Origin of the sequence: Neobacillus niacini, from assembly GCF_046591715.1 — a bacterium.
In the GTDB taxonomy this organism is placed as follows: domain Bacteria; phylum Bacillota; class Bacilli; order Bacillales; family Cytobacillaceae; genus Neobacillus; species Neobacillus niacini_L.
The window spans coordinates 285,215-301,596 of record NZ_JAWVNQ010000004.1 but is presented as its reverse complement, the minus strand read 5'-3'; the positions used below and the strand labels follow the sequence as shown (position 1 = coordinate 301,596).

15 protein-coding genes are annotated in these 16,382 nt (G+C 37.9%); all 15 read left to right on the top strand.

Annotated elements, in window-relative coordinates; genetic code table 11:
• The first annotated feature begins 17 nt into the window (after positions 1-17).
• Entirely contained in the window at positions 18-1,916 is a 1,899-nt protein-coding gene (locus tag SFC47_RS13695) for a TRAP transporter permease (RefSeq protein WP_411254845.1), read from the top strand.
• Between the two features lie 61 nt (positions 1,917-1,977).
• The gene (locus SFC47_RS13690; protein WP_411254844.1) at positions 1,978-3,003 is read left to right on the top strand and encodes a TAXI family TRAP transporter solute-binding subunit; all 1,026 of its coding nucleotides are present in this window, start codon (positions 1,978-1,980) and stop codon (positions 3,001-3,003) included.
• Between the two features lie 76 nt (positions 3,004-3,079).
• A complete protein-coding gene (locus SFC47_RS13685) occupies positions 3,080-4,480 on the top strand; it encodes an MmgE/PrpD family protein (RefSeq protein WP_411254843.1) in 1,401 nt (466 codons plus the stop codon).
• A 26-nt stretch (positions 4,481-4,506) separates the two neighbouring features.
• The gene (locus tag SFC47_RS13680; protein WP_411254842.1) at positions 4,507-6,627 is read left to right on the top strand and encodes an acetate--CoA ligase family protein; all 2,121 of its coding nucleotides are present in this window, start codon (positions 4,507-4,509) and stop codon (positions 6,625-6,627) included.
• A 30-nt stretch (positions 6,628-6,657) separates the two neighbouring features.
• Entirely contained in the window at positions 6,658-7,044 is a 387-nt protein-coding gene (locus tag SFC47_RS13675; protein ID WP_411254841.1) for a PaaI family thioesterase, read from the top strand.
• A gap of 29 nt (positions 7,045-7,073) precedes the next feature.
• The gene (locus SFC47_RS13670) at positions 7,074-7,853 is read left to right on the top strand and encodes an enoyl-CoA hydratase/isomerase family protein (RefSeq protein ID WP_411254840.1); all 780 of its coding nucleotides are present in this window, start codon (positions 7,074-7,076) and stop codon (positions 7,851-7,853) included.
• A gap of 39 nt (positions 7,854-7,892) precedes the next feature.
• Entirely contained in the window at positions 7,893-9,089 is a 1,197-nt protein-coding gene (locus SFC47_RS13665) for a thiolase family protein (protein WP_411254986.1), read from the top strand.
• A 44-nt stretch (positions 9,090-9,133) separates the two neighbouring features.
• A complete protein-coding gene (locus SFC47_RS13660) occupies positions 9,134-9,910 on the top strand; it encodes an enoyl-CoA hydratase/isomerase family protein (protein ID WP_411254839.1) in 777 nt (258 codons plus the stop codon).
• 55 nt (positions 9,911-9,965) lie between these two features.
• Entirely contained in the window at positions 9,966-11,390 is a 1,425-nt protein-coding gene (locus tag SFC47_RS13655; protein ID WP_411254838.1) for an SLC13 family permease, read from the top strand.
• 40 nt (positions 11,391-11,430) lie between these two features.
• Complete coding sequence (locus SFC47_RS13650; protein ID WP_411254985.1) at positions 11,431-12,279, top strand: 3-hydroxyacyl-CoA dehydrogenase family protein; 849 nt, start codon at positions 11,431-11,433, stop codon at positions 12,277-12,279.
• A gap of 44 nt (positions 12,280-12,323) precedes the next feature.
• Complete coding sequence (locus SFC47_RS13645; RefSeq protein WP_411254837.1) at positions 12,324-13,496, top strand: MFS transporter; 1,173 nt, start codon at positions 12,324-12,326, stop codon at positions 13,494-13,496.
• A 37-nt stretch (positions 13,497-13,533) separates the two neighbouring features.
• Positions 13,534-14,397, top strand: coding sequence for a DUF6282 family protein (locus SFC47_RS13640; RefSeq protein ID WP_411254836.1), 864 nt, complete (start codon positions 13,534-13,536; stop codon positions 14,395-14,397).
• Between the two features lie 19 nt (positions 14,398-14,416).
• On the top strand, positions 14,417-15,322 hold the full coding sequence (locus SFC47_RS13635) for an NAD(P)-dependent oxidoreductase (RefSeq protein ID WP_411254835.1): 906 nt from the start codon (positions 14,417-14,419) through the stop codon (positions 15,320-15,322).
• A gap of 33 nt (positions 15,323-15,355) precedes the next feature.
• A complete protein-coding gene (locus SFC47_RS13630) occupies positions 15,356-15,610 on the top strand; it encodes a hypothetical protein (protein ID WP_411254834.1) in 255 nt (84 codons plus the stop codon).
• A 138-nt stretch (positions 15,611-15,748) separates the two neighbouring features.
• The gene (locus SFC47_RS13625) at positions 15,749-16,312 is read left to right on the top strand and encodes a class I SAM-dependent methyltransferase (RefSeq protein WP_411254833.1); all 564 of its coding nucleotides are present in this window, start codon (positions 15,749-15,751) and stop codon (positions 16,310-16,312) included.
• The last annotated feature ends 70 nt before the right edge of the window (positions 16,313-16,382 follow it).

The following is a 16,382-nucleotide window of genomic DNA, read 5'->3' as shown; positions in this document are numbered from 1 at the left end:
GAAAGGGAGGAAAGTAAATGGAATTTGTAAATAAATGTAGAAAGAATATTGCCTGGATTGCCGGGTTAGTATTCTCACTATTCATGGTATATAGTATGGGATTTGGCCAGTTTTCCCCTATGGTTCAGCGGGGAGTACCATTATTGCTGGTATGTGTTATCATTTTTTGTACTTTCCCCCTTAGCAAAAAAAACACGAAACCCTGGCATTTATTAGTAGATGGTATTTTACTAATTGCCAGTATATTAACAATTGGCTATGTCCTTATTTTTGAAAATGAAATCCTGCTGCGTTTAGGCAGTGCCAATACAACAACAGATTATATTGTTAGTACGATTGGAATATTGCTGGTCCTTGAGACATGTAGAAGAACAACCGGTTATGTACTAGTCATTCTAGGACTGATATTCTTTGTTTATATTTTCGCCGGACCATATATTCCGGGATTCTTTGGTCACACAGGCTTTTCTTTTGAGAGATCAGTTGCCTATATTTTCTTAGGTTATGAAGGAATATTTGGGGTTGCTCTAAATACGATGGCAACAGTAGTAGCCATATTCATCATTTTCGGGACCATATTGGAAGTGACTGGTGCAGGAAAATACTTTATTGACCTTTCGTTAGCAGTAACAGGCAGAATGACAGGTGGACCAGGAATCACCGCAATCTTGGCTAGTTCATTGTTTGGAACTATGTCAGGAAGCCCCGTGGCAAATGTGGTAGGGACAGGTACCTTAACGATTCCATTGATGAAGAAAAGTGGGTTCAAGAAAGACTATGCTGGAGCGATTGAAGCTGTAGCATCTACAGGAGGTCAATATCTCCCTCCGGTCATGGGATCTGCAGCTTTCGTTATGGCTGAGTTGTTAGGGATCAGCTATTTAAAGATCATTGTAGCTGCTATCATTCCTGCTTTGCTTTTCTATTTCTCTGTCTTTTTAACGGTATATTTAAGAGCCGTAAAAGATGGGCTAAAACCTATGCCAAAAGAAGAGATTCCGAGTATTAGAAAGATATTTAAAGATGGCGGTCATATGTTTATACCAATCATTATATTAGTGTATTTATTAATGAAAGGGTTTTCACCTGGATATGCCGCCTTCTTCACGATTGTTTCTGCTGTTGGGTTTAGTCTAGTTAGAAAAACTACAAGAAGAAGATTCATAGATTACGTAGATTCTTTAATTGAAGGTGCAAAGCAGAATGCAGGTGTATTTGCTGCCTTGGCTGTTGTAGGGATTATCATAGGCAGTATTTCTATTACTGGAATTGGTGTTAAGTTTTCAATCTTAGTAACAAATGCAGCAGGGGAATCTTTATTCCTGGCACTTCTATTTGTTGCAATCGCAACTGTTATTCTAGGAATGGGTCTGCCGCCAGTGGCATGTTACTTATTAGTAGGGGTAATTGCTGGAAGTGCTATAAGCAGTCTCGGCTTAGATCTTTTTGCAGCACATATGTTCATATTCTACTTTGCCGGTTTAGCACCTATCACACCTCCAGTTGCGATGTCATCTTACGCAGCAGCTGGGATATCAGGTGGGAGTATAATGGGCACATCATTTTATGCTGTTAGAATTGGTTTATTGGCGTTTATCCTGCCTTTCATGTTCGCTTATGCACCAGAATTAATATTAATAGGAGATAATATACTCTTTGACACCATTAAGGTGACGCTTACTACAATGGGTGGAATCATATTAATTGCATCAGCATTTGAAGGCTATCTGTTCAAAGTACTGCCAATTTGGATAAGAGTTCTAGCTTTTATTGCCGGGATTCTCTGTATCATCCCAGAAACAATCACTGATATCATTGGAATGTCTGCCTTAGCCTTACTGCTAGCGTATGTTTTCATCAATAAAAATAAAGCTAAGGTACCAGAAAATACGCAGGTGACAACTGATAGTATTTAAATGTCATACGTTCAGAAGTATAGTAAAACCAATCGTTTTACCAAAAAAAGGGGGAAAGATCATGAAAAGAAAATTTAAATTCTTGAGCATTATTATGGCAGTCCTTACATTACTACTTTTGGCAGCTTGCGGAAATAAAGAAGAGGCTGGTACATCGTCAAGCGGGAAAGAAAAAGGCGGTCTAAATGATATTTTCCTAGGGAATGTTACAACTGGATCCAACACAGCAGAGTCTTATGCGTTTGCAGCTGGGATTGCAAACATTGTACAAAAGGAACATCCTAATGTTCAATTAACCGTGCAAACTTCTGGAGGGGGAACAGAAAATTTATCGAGATTGGCCGCTGGTGAAGCTCAATTAGGGGTATTATATAGTCCGAATATTGATGCAGCAAAAGCTGGTGAAGGTAATGGAGCAGACAAAATTAATGAAATGAAAGGGATCTTTGCATGGGATTATGCCGCCTTTAACCTTATCGTTAAAGCTGATTCTGGTATTAAAACAGTCGAAGACTTAAAAGGCAAAAGTATTGCTGTCGGCGCACCGGGCAGTACCGGAGCAGTTTATGTATGGCCCTCTGTCCTTCCTGAGTTTGGAATTACTGAGAAAAACTCAGATTGGAAGTATTTAACCCAAAGTGCTGCTGCTACAGCATTAGCTGATGGCTCTGTAGATGCGATAACTGCTGGTTCTAAAGGGAAAATTTCTGCTATTGAGGAGCTATCATTAAGTCATGATCTTCTGTGGTTAGAACTAGGCGGCGAAAAGAGAGAAAATGCAATTAAAATCGGACATGGAATGTTTGCAACAGAAGGTGATCCAAATCTTTATGGTGATAAACAGGTAAATGACAAACCGATTCCTACAGTTGGAATGTCTGCCGTCTTTGCCGTTAGAGCAGACGTTGATGAAGAAGTTGTATATAACATCACAAAATCATTATTTGAAAACCTAGAAACATTCTATGAATCCCACTCAAGTGCTAAAGAAGTAACCATTGAATCGACTTTAAATCCTGAATTAATGCGTCTTGACTTGCATCCTGGAGCAGAAAAATACTTTAAAGAAATTGGCGCAATAAAGTAAATGATTAATAAAGTTGGAAAAGCGATTTCTGCTCGCTTTTCCAGCCTTCTTCACGGATAGAAAGGAGGAAAAGCAAATGGACCAACTTGAAAAAATAGTGAAAACAGCCAACACTTTACCCTTTAATGCCATATCAGAAGAAGCATTAAATGCCACAAAAAAAGATATTTTAGATACAATCGGCTGTATTTTCGCTGGAGTAAATGCAGAGGGCACCAATGAACTATTTCAGGTCGTTTCTGATTGGGGAGGAAAACAAGAAAGTACCATTCTATACCATGGAATAAAGGTGCCTGCTCCGTTAGCTGTTTTAGTTAATTCAACATTGGCACATGCCAGAGACCTGGATGACACTCATGATGCCGCTGTTTTGCATGCAGGAATTTCAGTCATACCTGCTGCACTTGCAGCAGCAGAGAGAGCCGGTGGCTGTGATGGAAAACTATTTTTAAAAGCTGTAACCCTCGGGTTAGATTTACTCTGCAGACTTGGAAAAGCAACAACAATCGGTCCTAATTCGCTGGGCTTAGCATTTACTCCAATGTATGCCTACTTCGCTTCTGCTTTAACGGCTGGTTTGATTCTAAAATTAAAGGATGAAGAATTGGTAAATGCGATCGGTATTACTTTGAGTCAGGTGGCAGGTACTGTTCAGGCTGTTTCAGATGCTGCTTTAACGAAGCGAATCCAGCCTGCATTCGGGGCACAAGCAGGTATTGCTGCCGCCATTCTTGCACAACAGGGAATCACAGGTGCACGAAATGTTTTTAACGGACAGTTTAGTTTTCCAAAAGTCTATTTAAATGGGCATTTCGATTATGATGTATTTTTAGATTCATATGGAGAGTTTTTTGAGAACGAAAATTTAAGCTTTAAGCCTTACCCTTGCTGCCGCTTTACTCATCCAGCGATTGATGCCGCTTTGCTGTTAAGGGAGGAACATCAAATTAACGTTGAAGAAATTGAAGAAATAATTGTAGATGTTACCCAACAAGCAAATATTGTGTGTGAACCAGTTGAAAGAAGGAGAACGCCACAGGTTATTGTGGATGCCCAGTTTAGTATTCCTTATACGGTTGCAGTTGCCTTAGTAAAGGGGAAAATTTTTATCGAAGATTTTACTGGAGAAGCTATCTCTGAAAAACGGGTTCTGAATATTTCGAATAGAGTGACAACTAGATATGACGAAAGCTTAGGAAATAGGGGAATATCTCCAGCAATCGTCACAATTAAGATGAAAAATCAAAAAATATATCAAAAGAGAGTCGACTACCCTAAGGGCAGTATCAATAATAGTATGAGTTACGAGGAGATTATTGAAAAATTTGTCAGGTGCTCAAAATTACCTGCAAATCCAATTCCACAAGAGAATATTGCTGCGGTTATTAAAATGGTAACTAACATGGAAAAAGAAGAAAACATTTTAACATTATCGGGTCTTTTAACACCGGCCAAAGGTGAAATTCTAAGTCAATGATCGTTAGATAAAGGAGTGTTACTTAAATGGAAGAAAACGATTTACTATTTTTAACCGAAGCTGAGGGGATAACTTTTCTAGAGCCCTATAATTTGCCAATTCCAAGAAGCCAATTAGTTATGAGTTTAGAGGAAGCAAAAGCTGCATTTAATGGGTTACAAATACCATTGGTTTTAAAAGGGATGTCCCCTCAAATTACACATAAGTCTGATGCGGGAATCGTGAAGCTGGGTATAAACAGTTTGAATGAACTTGAACATGAGTTTTTAGACATTGCAGATAAAATTAATGCAGTTGAAGGTGCACAATTCAGGGGAATCTTGCTGCAGGAGATGGTCTCAAAAGGAACCGAGATGATTATTGGGATCAAAAAAGACTCTGTGTTTGGACATCAGCTATTAATAGGAGCGGGCGGAATTTTTGTAGAGGTTTTAAAGGATGTACAAATAGGTCAAATGCCAGTAACGGAAAAAGAATTAATAGAGATGGTAGAAAAATTAAAGGTATTTCCTATTTTGAACGGTTATCGTGGAGGAAAGAAAATTAATTTTGAAAAATTAAACACAATCGTTCAAGCCTTAAATAAATTGGTGGAGAAACACCCTGAAATAGAAGAGGTTGATTTCAATCCTGTCATTTTTACTGATAATGAGGCTAGAATTTGCGATGTAAGGATTGCCATTTCCACTTCAACCGTCAATTTAGAAACTTCAGTGAAAACAAGTAAATCTACTCAATATATAGATAAAATGTTTAATCCTACATCTATTGCTGTCGTGGGTGCGACCAATGACGATAAGAAAAATGGCGGGCGCCTAATTCGATATATTATTGAAAATGGTTTTAACGGTGAAATTTATCCTGTTAACCCTAAAAATGAAACGATTAGAGGATTTAAATGTTATCCAAGTGTGAAGGAAATTCCCAATGAAGTGGATTTAGCTTGTGTGATTGTTGCTGCTAAATTTGTACCTGGAATAATCAAAGATTGTGCGGAAAAAGGAATCAAAAATGCGATTATTTACTCCTCAGGTTTTGCAGAAATAGGAGAGGATGGTCAAAAATTACAAGATGAAATAGCTAAAATTTCTGATGAGCATGGAATCAGAATTATTGGACCAAATACGATTGGAATGGTTAGTTCACCGAAAAATATCTACACTGCATTTGGTATGGTGCTGGAAGCTAAAGACAAATATTCAGGGAATATTGGCTTTGTTTCTCAGAGTGGTGCATTAGGAAGCTCATTGTTAAGCAGGGCATGGGAAAAAGGAATAGGGTTTAGCCGCTGGATTAGTGTAGGAAATGCCGTAGATTTAAGTATTCCAGATTTCATTGATTATCTAGCAACGGATGAAGATACAAAGGTAATTTCCTGTTTTATGGAAAGCCTAAGTGATGCCCAAAGTTTCCAGAAGGCAACTAAGAAGGCCTTAGAAAATAAAAAGCCTGTTTTAGTCTATAAAACAGGGCGTACTGATGAGGGGAAACGCGCGGTCCAATCTCATACAGGATCAATCGCAGGGAATGATTTAGCATACGATGCTGCATTTAATAAGCTGGGAGTATTAAGGCTGGACAATATTCAAGACACAATCGATGTAGCAAGTTCTTTTAGTGTCCAGCCATTACCAAAGGGTAGAAATATCGGAATTCTCACTGCTTCTGGTGGTGCATGCAGTATTGTTGCAGATTTATGTAATCGATATGGTCTAAATGTTCCGTTACTAAAAGACAGTGAAAAAATAAAGGAACATATTCCGCCATTTGGCTCCGCGCAAAACCCAATTGACGTAACTGCGGAAATTATGGCAAAACCAGAAATGTTTAAGGAAGTCCTAAAGATCACTTTAGAGGATGAAAATGTGGATGCTTTAGCGATTATGTTTACCACCAATGCCGATCCAGGTGCATCCATTTTAGGCAGGGAGATATTAGAAGTTTTCAAAGATTCAAAGAAACCGATTGTTGTTGGCCGTCTAGGGTCTAGCACCATTGCACCAAAGGCGATGGAAATGTATAAAGAATCACAATTTCCTATTTACGACACCCCTGAAAAGCTTGTACGTGTCCTCCATTATTTAGTACAGTACGGCGAATTGACGAACATGATAGAAGTTGAGAACGAAATGGTATTAAAAAACTAATAAAACATTCAGTATATGGGGGAGTACAAGATGAATGAAAAAGAAATAATCTCTCCAAGACCATATTGGGATTTGATTGGAATGAAATTAATCAGCCAAGGTGAGGGAGAGTCGGTCATTGAGCTCCCTATTAAATATGAAATTACCCAAAGTAAAGGGAGTGTACATGGGGGAGCACTAGCAAGTTTAGTAGATTCTACTGCTGGAGCCGCTGTACGCTCCCTCCTTTCTGTTGGTCAAACTGCTGTAACCATTGAGATGAAATTAAACTATATACGCCCTGCACTAGGTTCCAAATTAATCGGTAAAGGCAGTACACTTCATATTGGAAAGTCGTTAGCAATCGGTGAAGCAGTAATAGTAAATGAACAAGAAAAAGTCGTGGTTAAAGGAATCGCAACATTTAAACTTTCTTAAACTTACATTTTGTATATGAGGTGAAATTATTGGAAGAACATGTAATTCTTCAAGTTGAGAACGGAATTGCAACCATCTATTTAAATGCACCGGATTCATTAAATGCACTAAGTCAGCAAGTTAAGACGTCTCTATTGGAGAAAATGACTGAGGTTGAGCAAGACCCCCGCATCAAAGTTGTTATTTTAACAGGAAAAGGAAGAGCCTTTTGTGCAGGAGGAGATGTGAAAGGCATGGCCGAAAAGGCTGCTCCCCTTCAGAATAAGGAGAGATTAGATTATTCCGGGACGATTGTTAAACGAATTTATAACTTGAAAAAACCCGTCATTTCAGCCGTACACGGGCATGCAGCAGGTGCAGGGTTTAGTCTGGCGCTGGCGGCAGATATTGTGGTAGCGGAAGAAAGTGCAAAATTTACACTCTCTTTCAAAAATGTCAGTTTAGTACCAGATATGGGATTACATTATTTCTTGAGTAAAACGATATCACCTTGGAAATTAAAGGAACTAATCTGGAAGGGTGCACGGATATCCGCTCAAGAAGGCGAAACATACGGATTTGTTAATGTTGTTACACCTGATGGAGATGGCCTGGTCAAAGCAAAACAAATTGCTGAAGATCTTACAAGCGGCCCAATCAAGGCATTTACATTTACCAAAGGGATTTTAAATAGCAGAAGTGTAACAGATTTAGACAGTGTCCTTGAGCTTGAAGGCTTTGCTCAAAGTGTATTGAAAGAAACAGGTGATCATAAAGAAGGAGTTTTGGCCTTTAAAGAAAAAAGGTTACCCTCATTTAAGGGGATTTAATTTCAACACAAAAATTCAGTTGGCAAGGGGAAATGAATGATGAGAGAAGTAGTGATTGTTGATGGTGTTCGTACTGCTATAGGGAGAATTGGAGGAACCCTAAAAAATGTGGAACCTGATTTTCTAGGTTCACATGTTATATCCGAATTGTTAAATCGATTACAGGTAGATGCGAATTTAGTTGATGAGGTTATTTTAGGTCAAGCGAAACAAAGCACTGATTATCCGAACATCGCTCGAAAGGCAGCACTCCGAGCAGGATTACCTATTGAAGTACCTGGTTATACTGTCCATCGACAATGCGGATCTGGCCTTCAATCGATAAATAACGCCGCACAGGCGATTCAAAGTAACTTAGCAGATGTTATTATTGCCGGCGGGGCAGAAAGCATGAGCACTGCTCCATATTATATGCGCAATGTGCGTTTTGGGCTTACTGCGGGGAACGGAGTATTGCTTGATCCAAATACGGAAAGTCAGCCAAAATCCCAGCCAGAAGAAGTGTATGGAACCGATATTACCATGGGAGGGACGGTTGAAGAACTTGTAAAAATTCATAATATTTCCAGGGAGGAACAGGATGAATATGCCCTTCGTTCACAAACTTTAGCACAACAAGCTATTGAAGAAGGAAAGTTTAGAGATGAAATTGTTCCTTATCAAATTAGACAAAAAAAGGAAACGATTTCTTTTGAAATCGATGAACATCCGCGTAAAACAAGTTTACAAGCTTTATCAAAATTACGTCCCGTTTTTAAAGAAGGAGGCTCCGTAACAGCTGGAAATACAAGCGGTCGTAATGATGGTGCTGCAGCTGTCCTTGTGGTTGGGCGTGATAAAGCAATTGAATTAGGTCTAAAACCTCAATTAAGAGTGGTTACCCAGGCAGCAGCTGGTGTTCGCCCGGATTTAATGGGGTATGGTCCAGTGACATCGACAAAAAAGGCATTAAAACAGGCAAATTTAAGCATTAACGATATTGACTTAATTGAAATTAATGAAGCATTTGCCGGTCAAACCTTAGTGGGAATCAAGGAACTAGAAATGGATATTAATAGGGTTAATGTAAATGGCGGAGCTATTGCATTAGGTCATCCAATCGGTGCGACAGGAACAATTTTAACCATTAAGTTAATGAATGAAATGAAGCGAAGAGGATGCAGGTACGGACTAGTTACTCTTTGTATTGCTGGCGGACTTGGTATTACTACCATTTTTGAATATATTGGCGAGTGAGTTTTCAAGAAAATGAACTATGGGAATTCTTAGGGGGATTCAACGTGACGTATCATAATCTATTGGTTGATGTCAAAGATAGGAAAATGAAGATTACAATAAACAGGCCAGATGTAAGAAATGCACTTGATCCTCTAACCATCAATGAGATTCGTCTGGCATTTGAAGAGGCAGGGCAAAATCCTGAAGTAAGTGTAGTCATTATTACCGGAGCTGGGGAAAAATCCTTTGCCTCCGGTGCAGATATTAGAAGTTTAAGAGATAGAACGATGCTTGAAACATTATTACCGGGAATGCAAGGCTTGACCAGTTATATAGATTCCTTTGATAAACCTGTTATTGCCGCAGTAAATGGCTATGCATTAGGCGGCGGCTGTGAAATTACCTTAGCTTGTGACCTATGCATTGCAGCTGAAAATGCAAAGTTTGGATTACCTGAATTAACACTAGGTGTGATACCGGGGGCTGGCGGAACACAAAGGCTGGCCCAACTAGTAGGTAAGCGAAAAGCGAAGGAACTCATTTTTACAGGTGAAATACTTTCGGCAATTGAAGCAGAAGATTTAGGGTTGGTTAATAAAGTTGTTCCACTGGAAAATTTAATCATTACCGCTGAGGAAATGGCTGACAGGATGCTTCAAAAAGGTCCGCTGGCATTAAGATTTGCCAAACAATCGATTAATGCAGGTTATGAACTTTCTCAATCTTATGGGTTAAAAGTAGAGAAGCTTTCACAAGCAGCCCTAATGACAAGCGATGATAAATATGAAGGGACATCAGCATTCTTAGAAAAAAGAAAACCAAATTTTAAAGGGAAATAAATTTATTAATAGATGCCTTATTGAATGATAGGGTATCAAACTAGGTGATAAAAGTATGGCCGATGATAAAGCATTGAGTATGAATAAGAACGAAATTAACAAGAAAATCTTTGTCCTTGTCATCTTATTTTCTCTATCAACACTTGGGTTATTGGCTGCTCCGGTTTTAGGATTAGAGGTGCTGCAGCAGCGAACGATTATCTTGTTAGTAATCTCTATCATACTTTGGACAACACGCGTGATTCCTACGGGAATATCTGCGCTCTTGATTATAGCTCTACAAATGACCTTAGGGATAGCCCCCCAGTTTTCGGATGCAGTTCAAGGATTTGCATCTTCAACAATATATTTTTTATTAGCAGCTTCCTTGGTGAGTTCGGCGATGACGAAGGTGCATTTGGATAAGTTTCTATCAAAAGTATTAATGAAGGCATCTAGAGGGAGTGTTCAAAAAACGCTTTGGGGCTTCTTTCTGGCAAATTTAGCTCTTCCGATTATTATGCCATCAGGGAATGTAAGATTAAGGATGTTTATTCCATTAATTGAAGAAGTTAATCAACGGTTTCACCTAGGAACGAATAGTCCATTCTTACGTTTTTCGATTTGGATGATCGGTGGGTTAAACCAAATTGGAACCATTATTGTTTTTACTGGCGGGGGCTTAGGAATATTAGCAGCTGGCCTCTTGATTGAACTAGGTTATCCTCTAACATGGATTCAGTGGTTTCTAATGATGGCACCCCCTATCTGGATAATCTGTACCATTACAGCTTTCTTTATGTGGCGGTATCTTAAAGCTTACAAGATAGAGAATAAGCAGCTAAAAGCAGCAGAAGAGAGTAGCTTAGGTATAGATACTGCGATTAAGTTTCCTTTTATGGTTGTGATTGCAGGATTATTCTTAATGTTATTCCTTTGGATGGTCGGTCCTCTTTGGAATATACCAAGCATTATTCCACCTTTAATTTGTTTAGCCCTATTCGCAATGCCAGGGATAGAATTATTAGATAATCATGATTTGAGAAATTATGATTGGGAAAACTTCCTACTTTTAGGATCAGCCATTTCATTAGCCATCACGATTCAACAAAATGGTACAGCATCGATTATAGCGAATTCAATTTTTTCCATTCTAGGTCAAAGCTCTTATGAAGGATTTAATTTTTTCATTCTAGTGATAGTCGTTTTCTTGTTAAGAGCCATGTTTGTCAGTCCAGTAGGAGCATTGACGGTTATCTTTCCTTTGGCTATTGCATTTGCTGAAACGGTTGGATTAAATAATCTATTTACTTTCCTAACGATTACAATATTGGTTGCCAGCTTTATCATTTTGCCTATTCATTCACCAATCATGATATTAGCATATGAAACGGGTTATATAGTCTTTAAGGAACATTTAGTTATTAGTTTAGTTTTATTAATAACTAGTATTGTCATAGTTTTCTTCTGTTATGAGTGGTATTGGCCATTATTTCAATAAACCTAAAAATAATGTAAGACAAAAGGAAGGATAGATGGAAATGAACTCAATGTGTGTTGTTGGAGCGGGTACCATGGGCAGAGGAATTGCTTATACCGCTGCCATAAATGATTTCAAAGTAATCCTAAACGATGTAAGTGAAGCGTCACTTACGAATGCTAGGGAATACATCGAATTGACATTAGAAAAGAGTGCAGAAAAAGGATTTATTGACCCATCAAAACTTTACAAAATAAAAGAAAATATAGCCTATACAACGGATATGGAAGCAGCGGTAAGCAATGTAGATATTGTAATCGAGGCTGTTTTTGAAAATATAGAGTTGAAAATTAATATCTTTAAGAAATTAGATGAGCTTTGTCCTGAACATACGATCTTAGCAACCAATACATCCACCATGAGCCCTACAGAAATTGGTGCATCCACGAACCGCCCTGAAAAATGTATTGCTATGCATTTTTTTAACCCAGTTCATAAGATGAAATTAATTGAAATCATTCGTGGACTTGATACATCTGACGAGACAATGCAAATTGCAAAACAAGTAGGAGAAAAACTAGGGAAGGAAACAGTGGAAGTAAACGAATTTCCAGGTTTCGTTACTAGCAGAATGAATTGCTTAATTGGGAATGAAGCGATGAATATGTTAATGGAAGGTGTTGCTTCCGCAGAAGATATTGATAAAGCTATTAAATTAGGATTAAATCATCCGATGGGACCACTAGAGTTAGCCGATCTAGTAGGACTTGACTCACGTTTACGCAATGTGGAGTATTTACACCGTACATTAGGCGAGAAATTTAGGCCATCACCTATTCTAGTAAAGTATGTAAAGGCAGGAAGATTAGGTAAGAAATCGGGTAAAGGCTTTTATAATTATAATAAGTAAAGCTGTAATTAATAATGAAAGTACTTGAAATCAGGTGAAACCGTTTGGCAAAGACAAGATTATTATTCTATATGTCTGCAGTTTTCATTCTTTTACCCGTCTTTGGTGCAAGACCATTGACTTCTCTATTTGCGGAAAATTTACAAGCTTCGATTATTGAGATAGGAATCATTTCTTCCTGCTATTCATTGGCACCATTAATACTGGCAATATTTGCAGGAAGGTATATAGATCGTTTTGGAGAAAAAATACCTCTTATAGTGGGAGCATTAGGTATTTTAATCTCTTTGTTACTACCATATATTTTTCCCGTTATTCCAGTCCTGTATGTTTCCCAATTAATTTTAGGAGGATCACAACTACTAGCTATTTTATCGATTCAAAATGGAGTTTCAAAATCATCGACAAATGAAACACGGGATAAAGCAATTGGAAATTTTAGTGTTTTTACTTCTATTGGGATTTTACTTGGTCCACTATTAGGGGGGTATGCAACAGAGCATATTGGGTTTGAGCTTTCCTATTTAATGCTTGGATTAGTACCGATATTGGCCGTGTGCTGCGGGGTTATGTTAAAGACCGTACCCCGCTCCGCTGCGTTAGAAAGTGAAAAAAGTTCAAAGGTTTGGAAAGAAACCTTTGTAAATCGAAATTTAAGCAGTTCCATTTTTGTTAGTATGATTATTCTATCAGCAGTCGATCTCTTCTATGTATATTTTCCTCTATATGCTCAATCTCAAGGGATACGCCCTTCGCAAATAGGAATGATACTTGCTGTGCAAGCTTTAATGAATTCATTGGTTCGTATTTTTATGCCGAAGCTAATCATCCTAATAGGCAGAGTGAAAACATTGTATATTTTCATGAGCATGGGGGCTATTGCCTTCGCCTTAATCCCATTTTTTAGCAGTCCATATACTTTGGCGATTTCCGCGTTTCTTTTAGGTACGGGGCTGGGAGTTACACAGCCGATAACTATCATCTTGACATACAATGCTTCTCCCCCTGGAAGGACTGGTGAAATATTAGGCATTAGATTAGCTTCGAACCGGTTAGCACAAACGATTATTCCATTTCTATTTGCTAGTTTAAGTACGTTTATCGGATTAGGGGCTATCTTTTTGATAAACTCATTTGTCATTTTTTTTGGTGCATGGATGGCACATGGGATAAAGGATAAAGAGTATGTTGAACAACCAGTAACCTTAAATAGGTAATTAGAATGTAGGAAATTGTTTTTTGGAGGATGTAGGCATGTTCAATGAAAATATTAAAATATTATTGCGAGGTGCAGTGGAGTTCCATGTACACTTTGCTCCAGATGGTTTAACGAAAAGAAAGATAGATGCATTCGAACTTTTAAGAGAAGCAAAATCGGTTGGTATGCAGGCAGTCGTATTGAAAAATAAATGCTTCGGTACCGGTGCTATTGCTCAGCTTGCAAACAATTATAATGATGGAGCGTTGGCAATAGGCGGCATTACGTTGGATGCCAGTGTGGGCGGGTTAAATCCAGAGGCAGTTGCCATTGAGGCAAATTTAGGTTCCAAAATTGTTTGGATGCCTACTTATTCCGCACAAAACGACCCAACCCATAAGAAAAATGAAAAGCAGAGAATATCTAATAATATTTCACTACTTGATCAAAACAGCAAGCTGGTGCCCCAAGTTATTGAAATTTTGGAAATCATTAAAGAGAACAATATGATTCTAGCAACGGGACATATTTCCCGTGATGAAATTTTTATCCTTTTTGAGGAAGCAGAGAAAATAGGGATAGATAAATTGGTTGTCAATCATCCTCTAACTCCTTCTGTAGGAACAAGATTAACGATTGAAGATCAAATTGCATTAGCAGGTATGGGTGCATATATGGACCATTGTTGGGTTGCCACGATGCCAAAACATTCCCAGGTGCCCGTTCTGGATTATGTAGAAGCGATTCGTGCTGTAGGAGTAGATAAATGTATTTTTTCAACAGATTTCGGCCAAATCCATAATCCTACTCCTCTGGAAGGATTTCAAGCAATGGTTAACTCCCTTCTCGAACATGGATTTAGTATGGAAGAAATTCAAATAATGGTCAAAGATAATCCTAAGCTTCTCCTAGACCTATAAAATGTGGAAAGAGCGTTGAATGATGAAGAAATCTATTAATATAGGATTTATTGGTTTTGGTGAAGTGGCTCGCTCTATATCTGAGGGATTAAAGGGGAAAGAAAATATTCACTTATTTGTTTATCACTACAAGGGTCTGAATGTATCTTCCGGAATGAAGGAAATGGCAAAATTGCTAAATGTTCAGCTGATGGAATCGCCTCGTGACTTAGCACAAAAAAGTGATCTAATTCTCAATGTAACAAGATCAAATGCTGCAGAGCAAAGTGCGTATGAAATACTACTATATTTAACAAAGGAACAAATGTATATAGATTTAAATAGTACTAGTCCGAATTTAATGAGGGAAATTTCAAAAAAGTTTGCAGAAAAAGGAAAGTGTTTTATAGATGGTGTTCTACTGGAGCCATTACCAATTAAGAAGCATGAAGCTGCGATTATCCTTTCGGGTATTAACGCGGAAAAGGCGGCGCTTGAGTTAAATTCAATTGGTATGAATATCGAAGTTCTTGATCATCAAGCTGGGACAGCATCCAGTTTTAAATTGGTAAAAAGCATTTTTATGAAAGGTCTGGCAGCCCTATTAATTGAAACCTTTGTCGCAGCAAAGCTATCAGGGGGTGCTTATGAAAAAATCATGGAATCCATTGACCATTCATTATCTATCCCTTTCGATAAGCTATTTAATCGATTTTTAACAGGGACCATTCTACATGCACCAAGGAGAATAAATGAAATGGAGGATGCGCATTCGTTCGTAAGTGAATTAGGAATGGAACCTGTGATGACAAATTCCACAATTGAATTATTGAAAAGAGTCTCAGACTCCAATACCAATTATCAATCTGATAGTTTAGGAAATCTAGAGGAGAGTTTTTATCAATATTATAAGAGTTTGTTTATTAAATCAGACAATAGTGAGTAGCGATATCAATATGAAATGGGGAGGAGGATTTTTATGGAAATTCAAATTTTAGATATATTAGAATCTCTTCGAAAGACTTTACAATTAGATGGTGCAGACCTTCAGGTTTCTAACGTGGATAACAACAAACTTGTTATGGAATTGGTGATAAAGGATCAAACCTGTTTGGACTGTATTGTGCCGGAATCTACTATGAATATGATCATTGTAAATGAATTAAAGAAAAATGGATTGCATTTTCCTGAATTTAAGTTAATCTATCCAATTGAAACTGACATTCAGAATTAATAGGCAGTAGTAAATTTACCCCGGGCCAGAAATGTGGCTCCGGGTTTTTAATTTGTCTTTTAGCATGTTACGAAATTAAGACTTTTCAAAAATATCAGGATGGAGTATTATGGAAAAAACAAATTGAGGAGTTTTTAAATGAATACGAGAGATAAATGGAATACAAAACACCTGGATCGAATAACTCAGCAAAAGGAACCTCAACCCAATCCAAGATTAAAAAAGCTAGCTTCATATTTTAAAGAAGGCGGCACGGCTCTGGACATAGCTTGTGGTCTTGGAGGAAACAGTTTGTTCTTAGCGGGAATGAACAATCAAGTCGAGGCAGTTGATATTTCAGACGTTGCGATTAACTATGTTCAAGAACAAGCAGCTAAAGAAAATCTTAGTGTACAGCCCCGTGTAACGGACTTAACAGATTTGGATACTTTAAATTGGCCAAATAACCCCTTTGACTTTATTGTTATGTCCTATTACCTTGACCGTTCACTGTTACCAATTGTAAAAAATGTTTTAAAAGAGGGCGGCTATTTCTTTATGGAAACCTACTATCAGTCACCATACATAGAGGAACAAGGGGTATCCGACCAATATAAACTAAAGTCCAATGAGTTGTTGACGGAATTTGGAGATTGGAAGGTACTATACTTTGAAGAAAATGAACAAGAGGGCTGGCAGTCGATTTTTTGTCAGAAACGGTAAATCTTAAATTTACATATATAAATAATTTGAAATGTATTTTTATTGTAAAAAAAGAAAATGACGTAAAGAT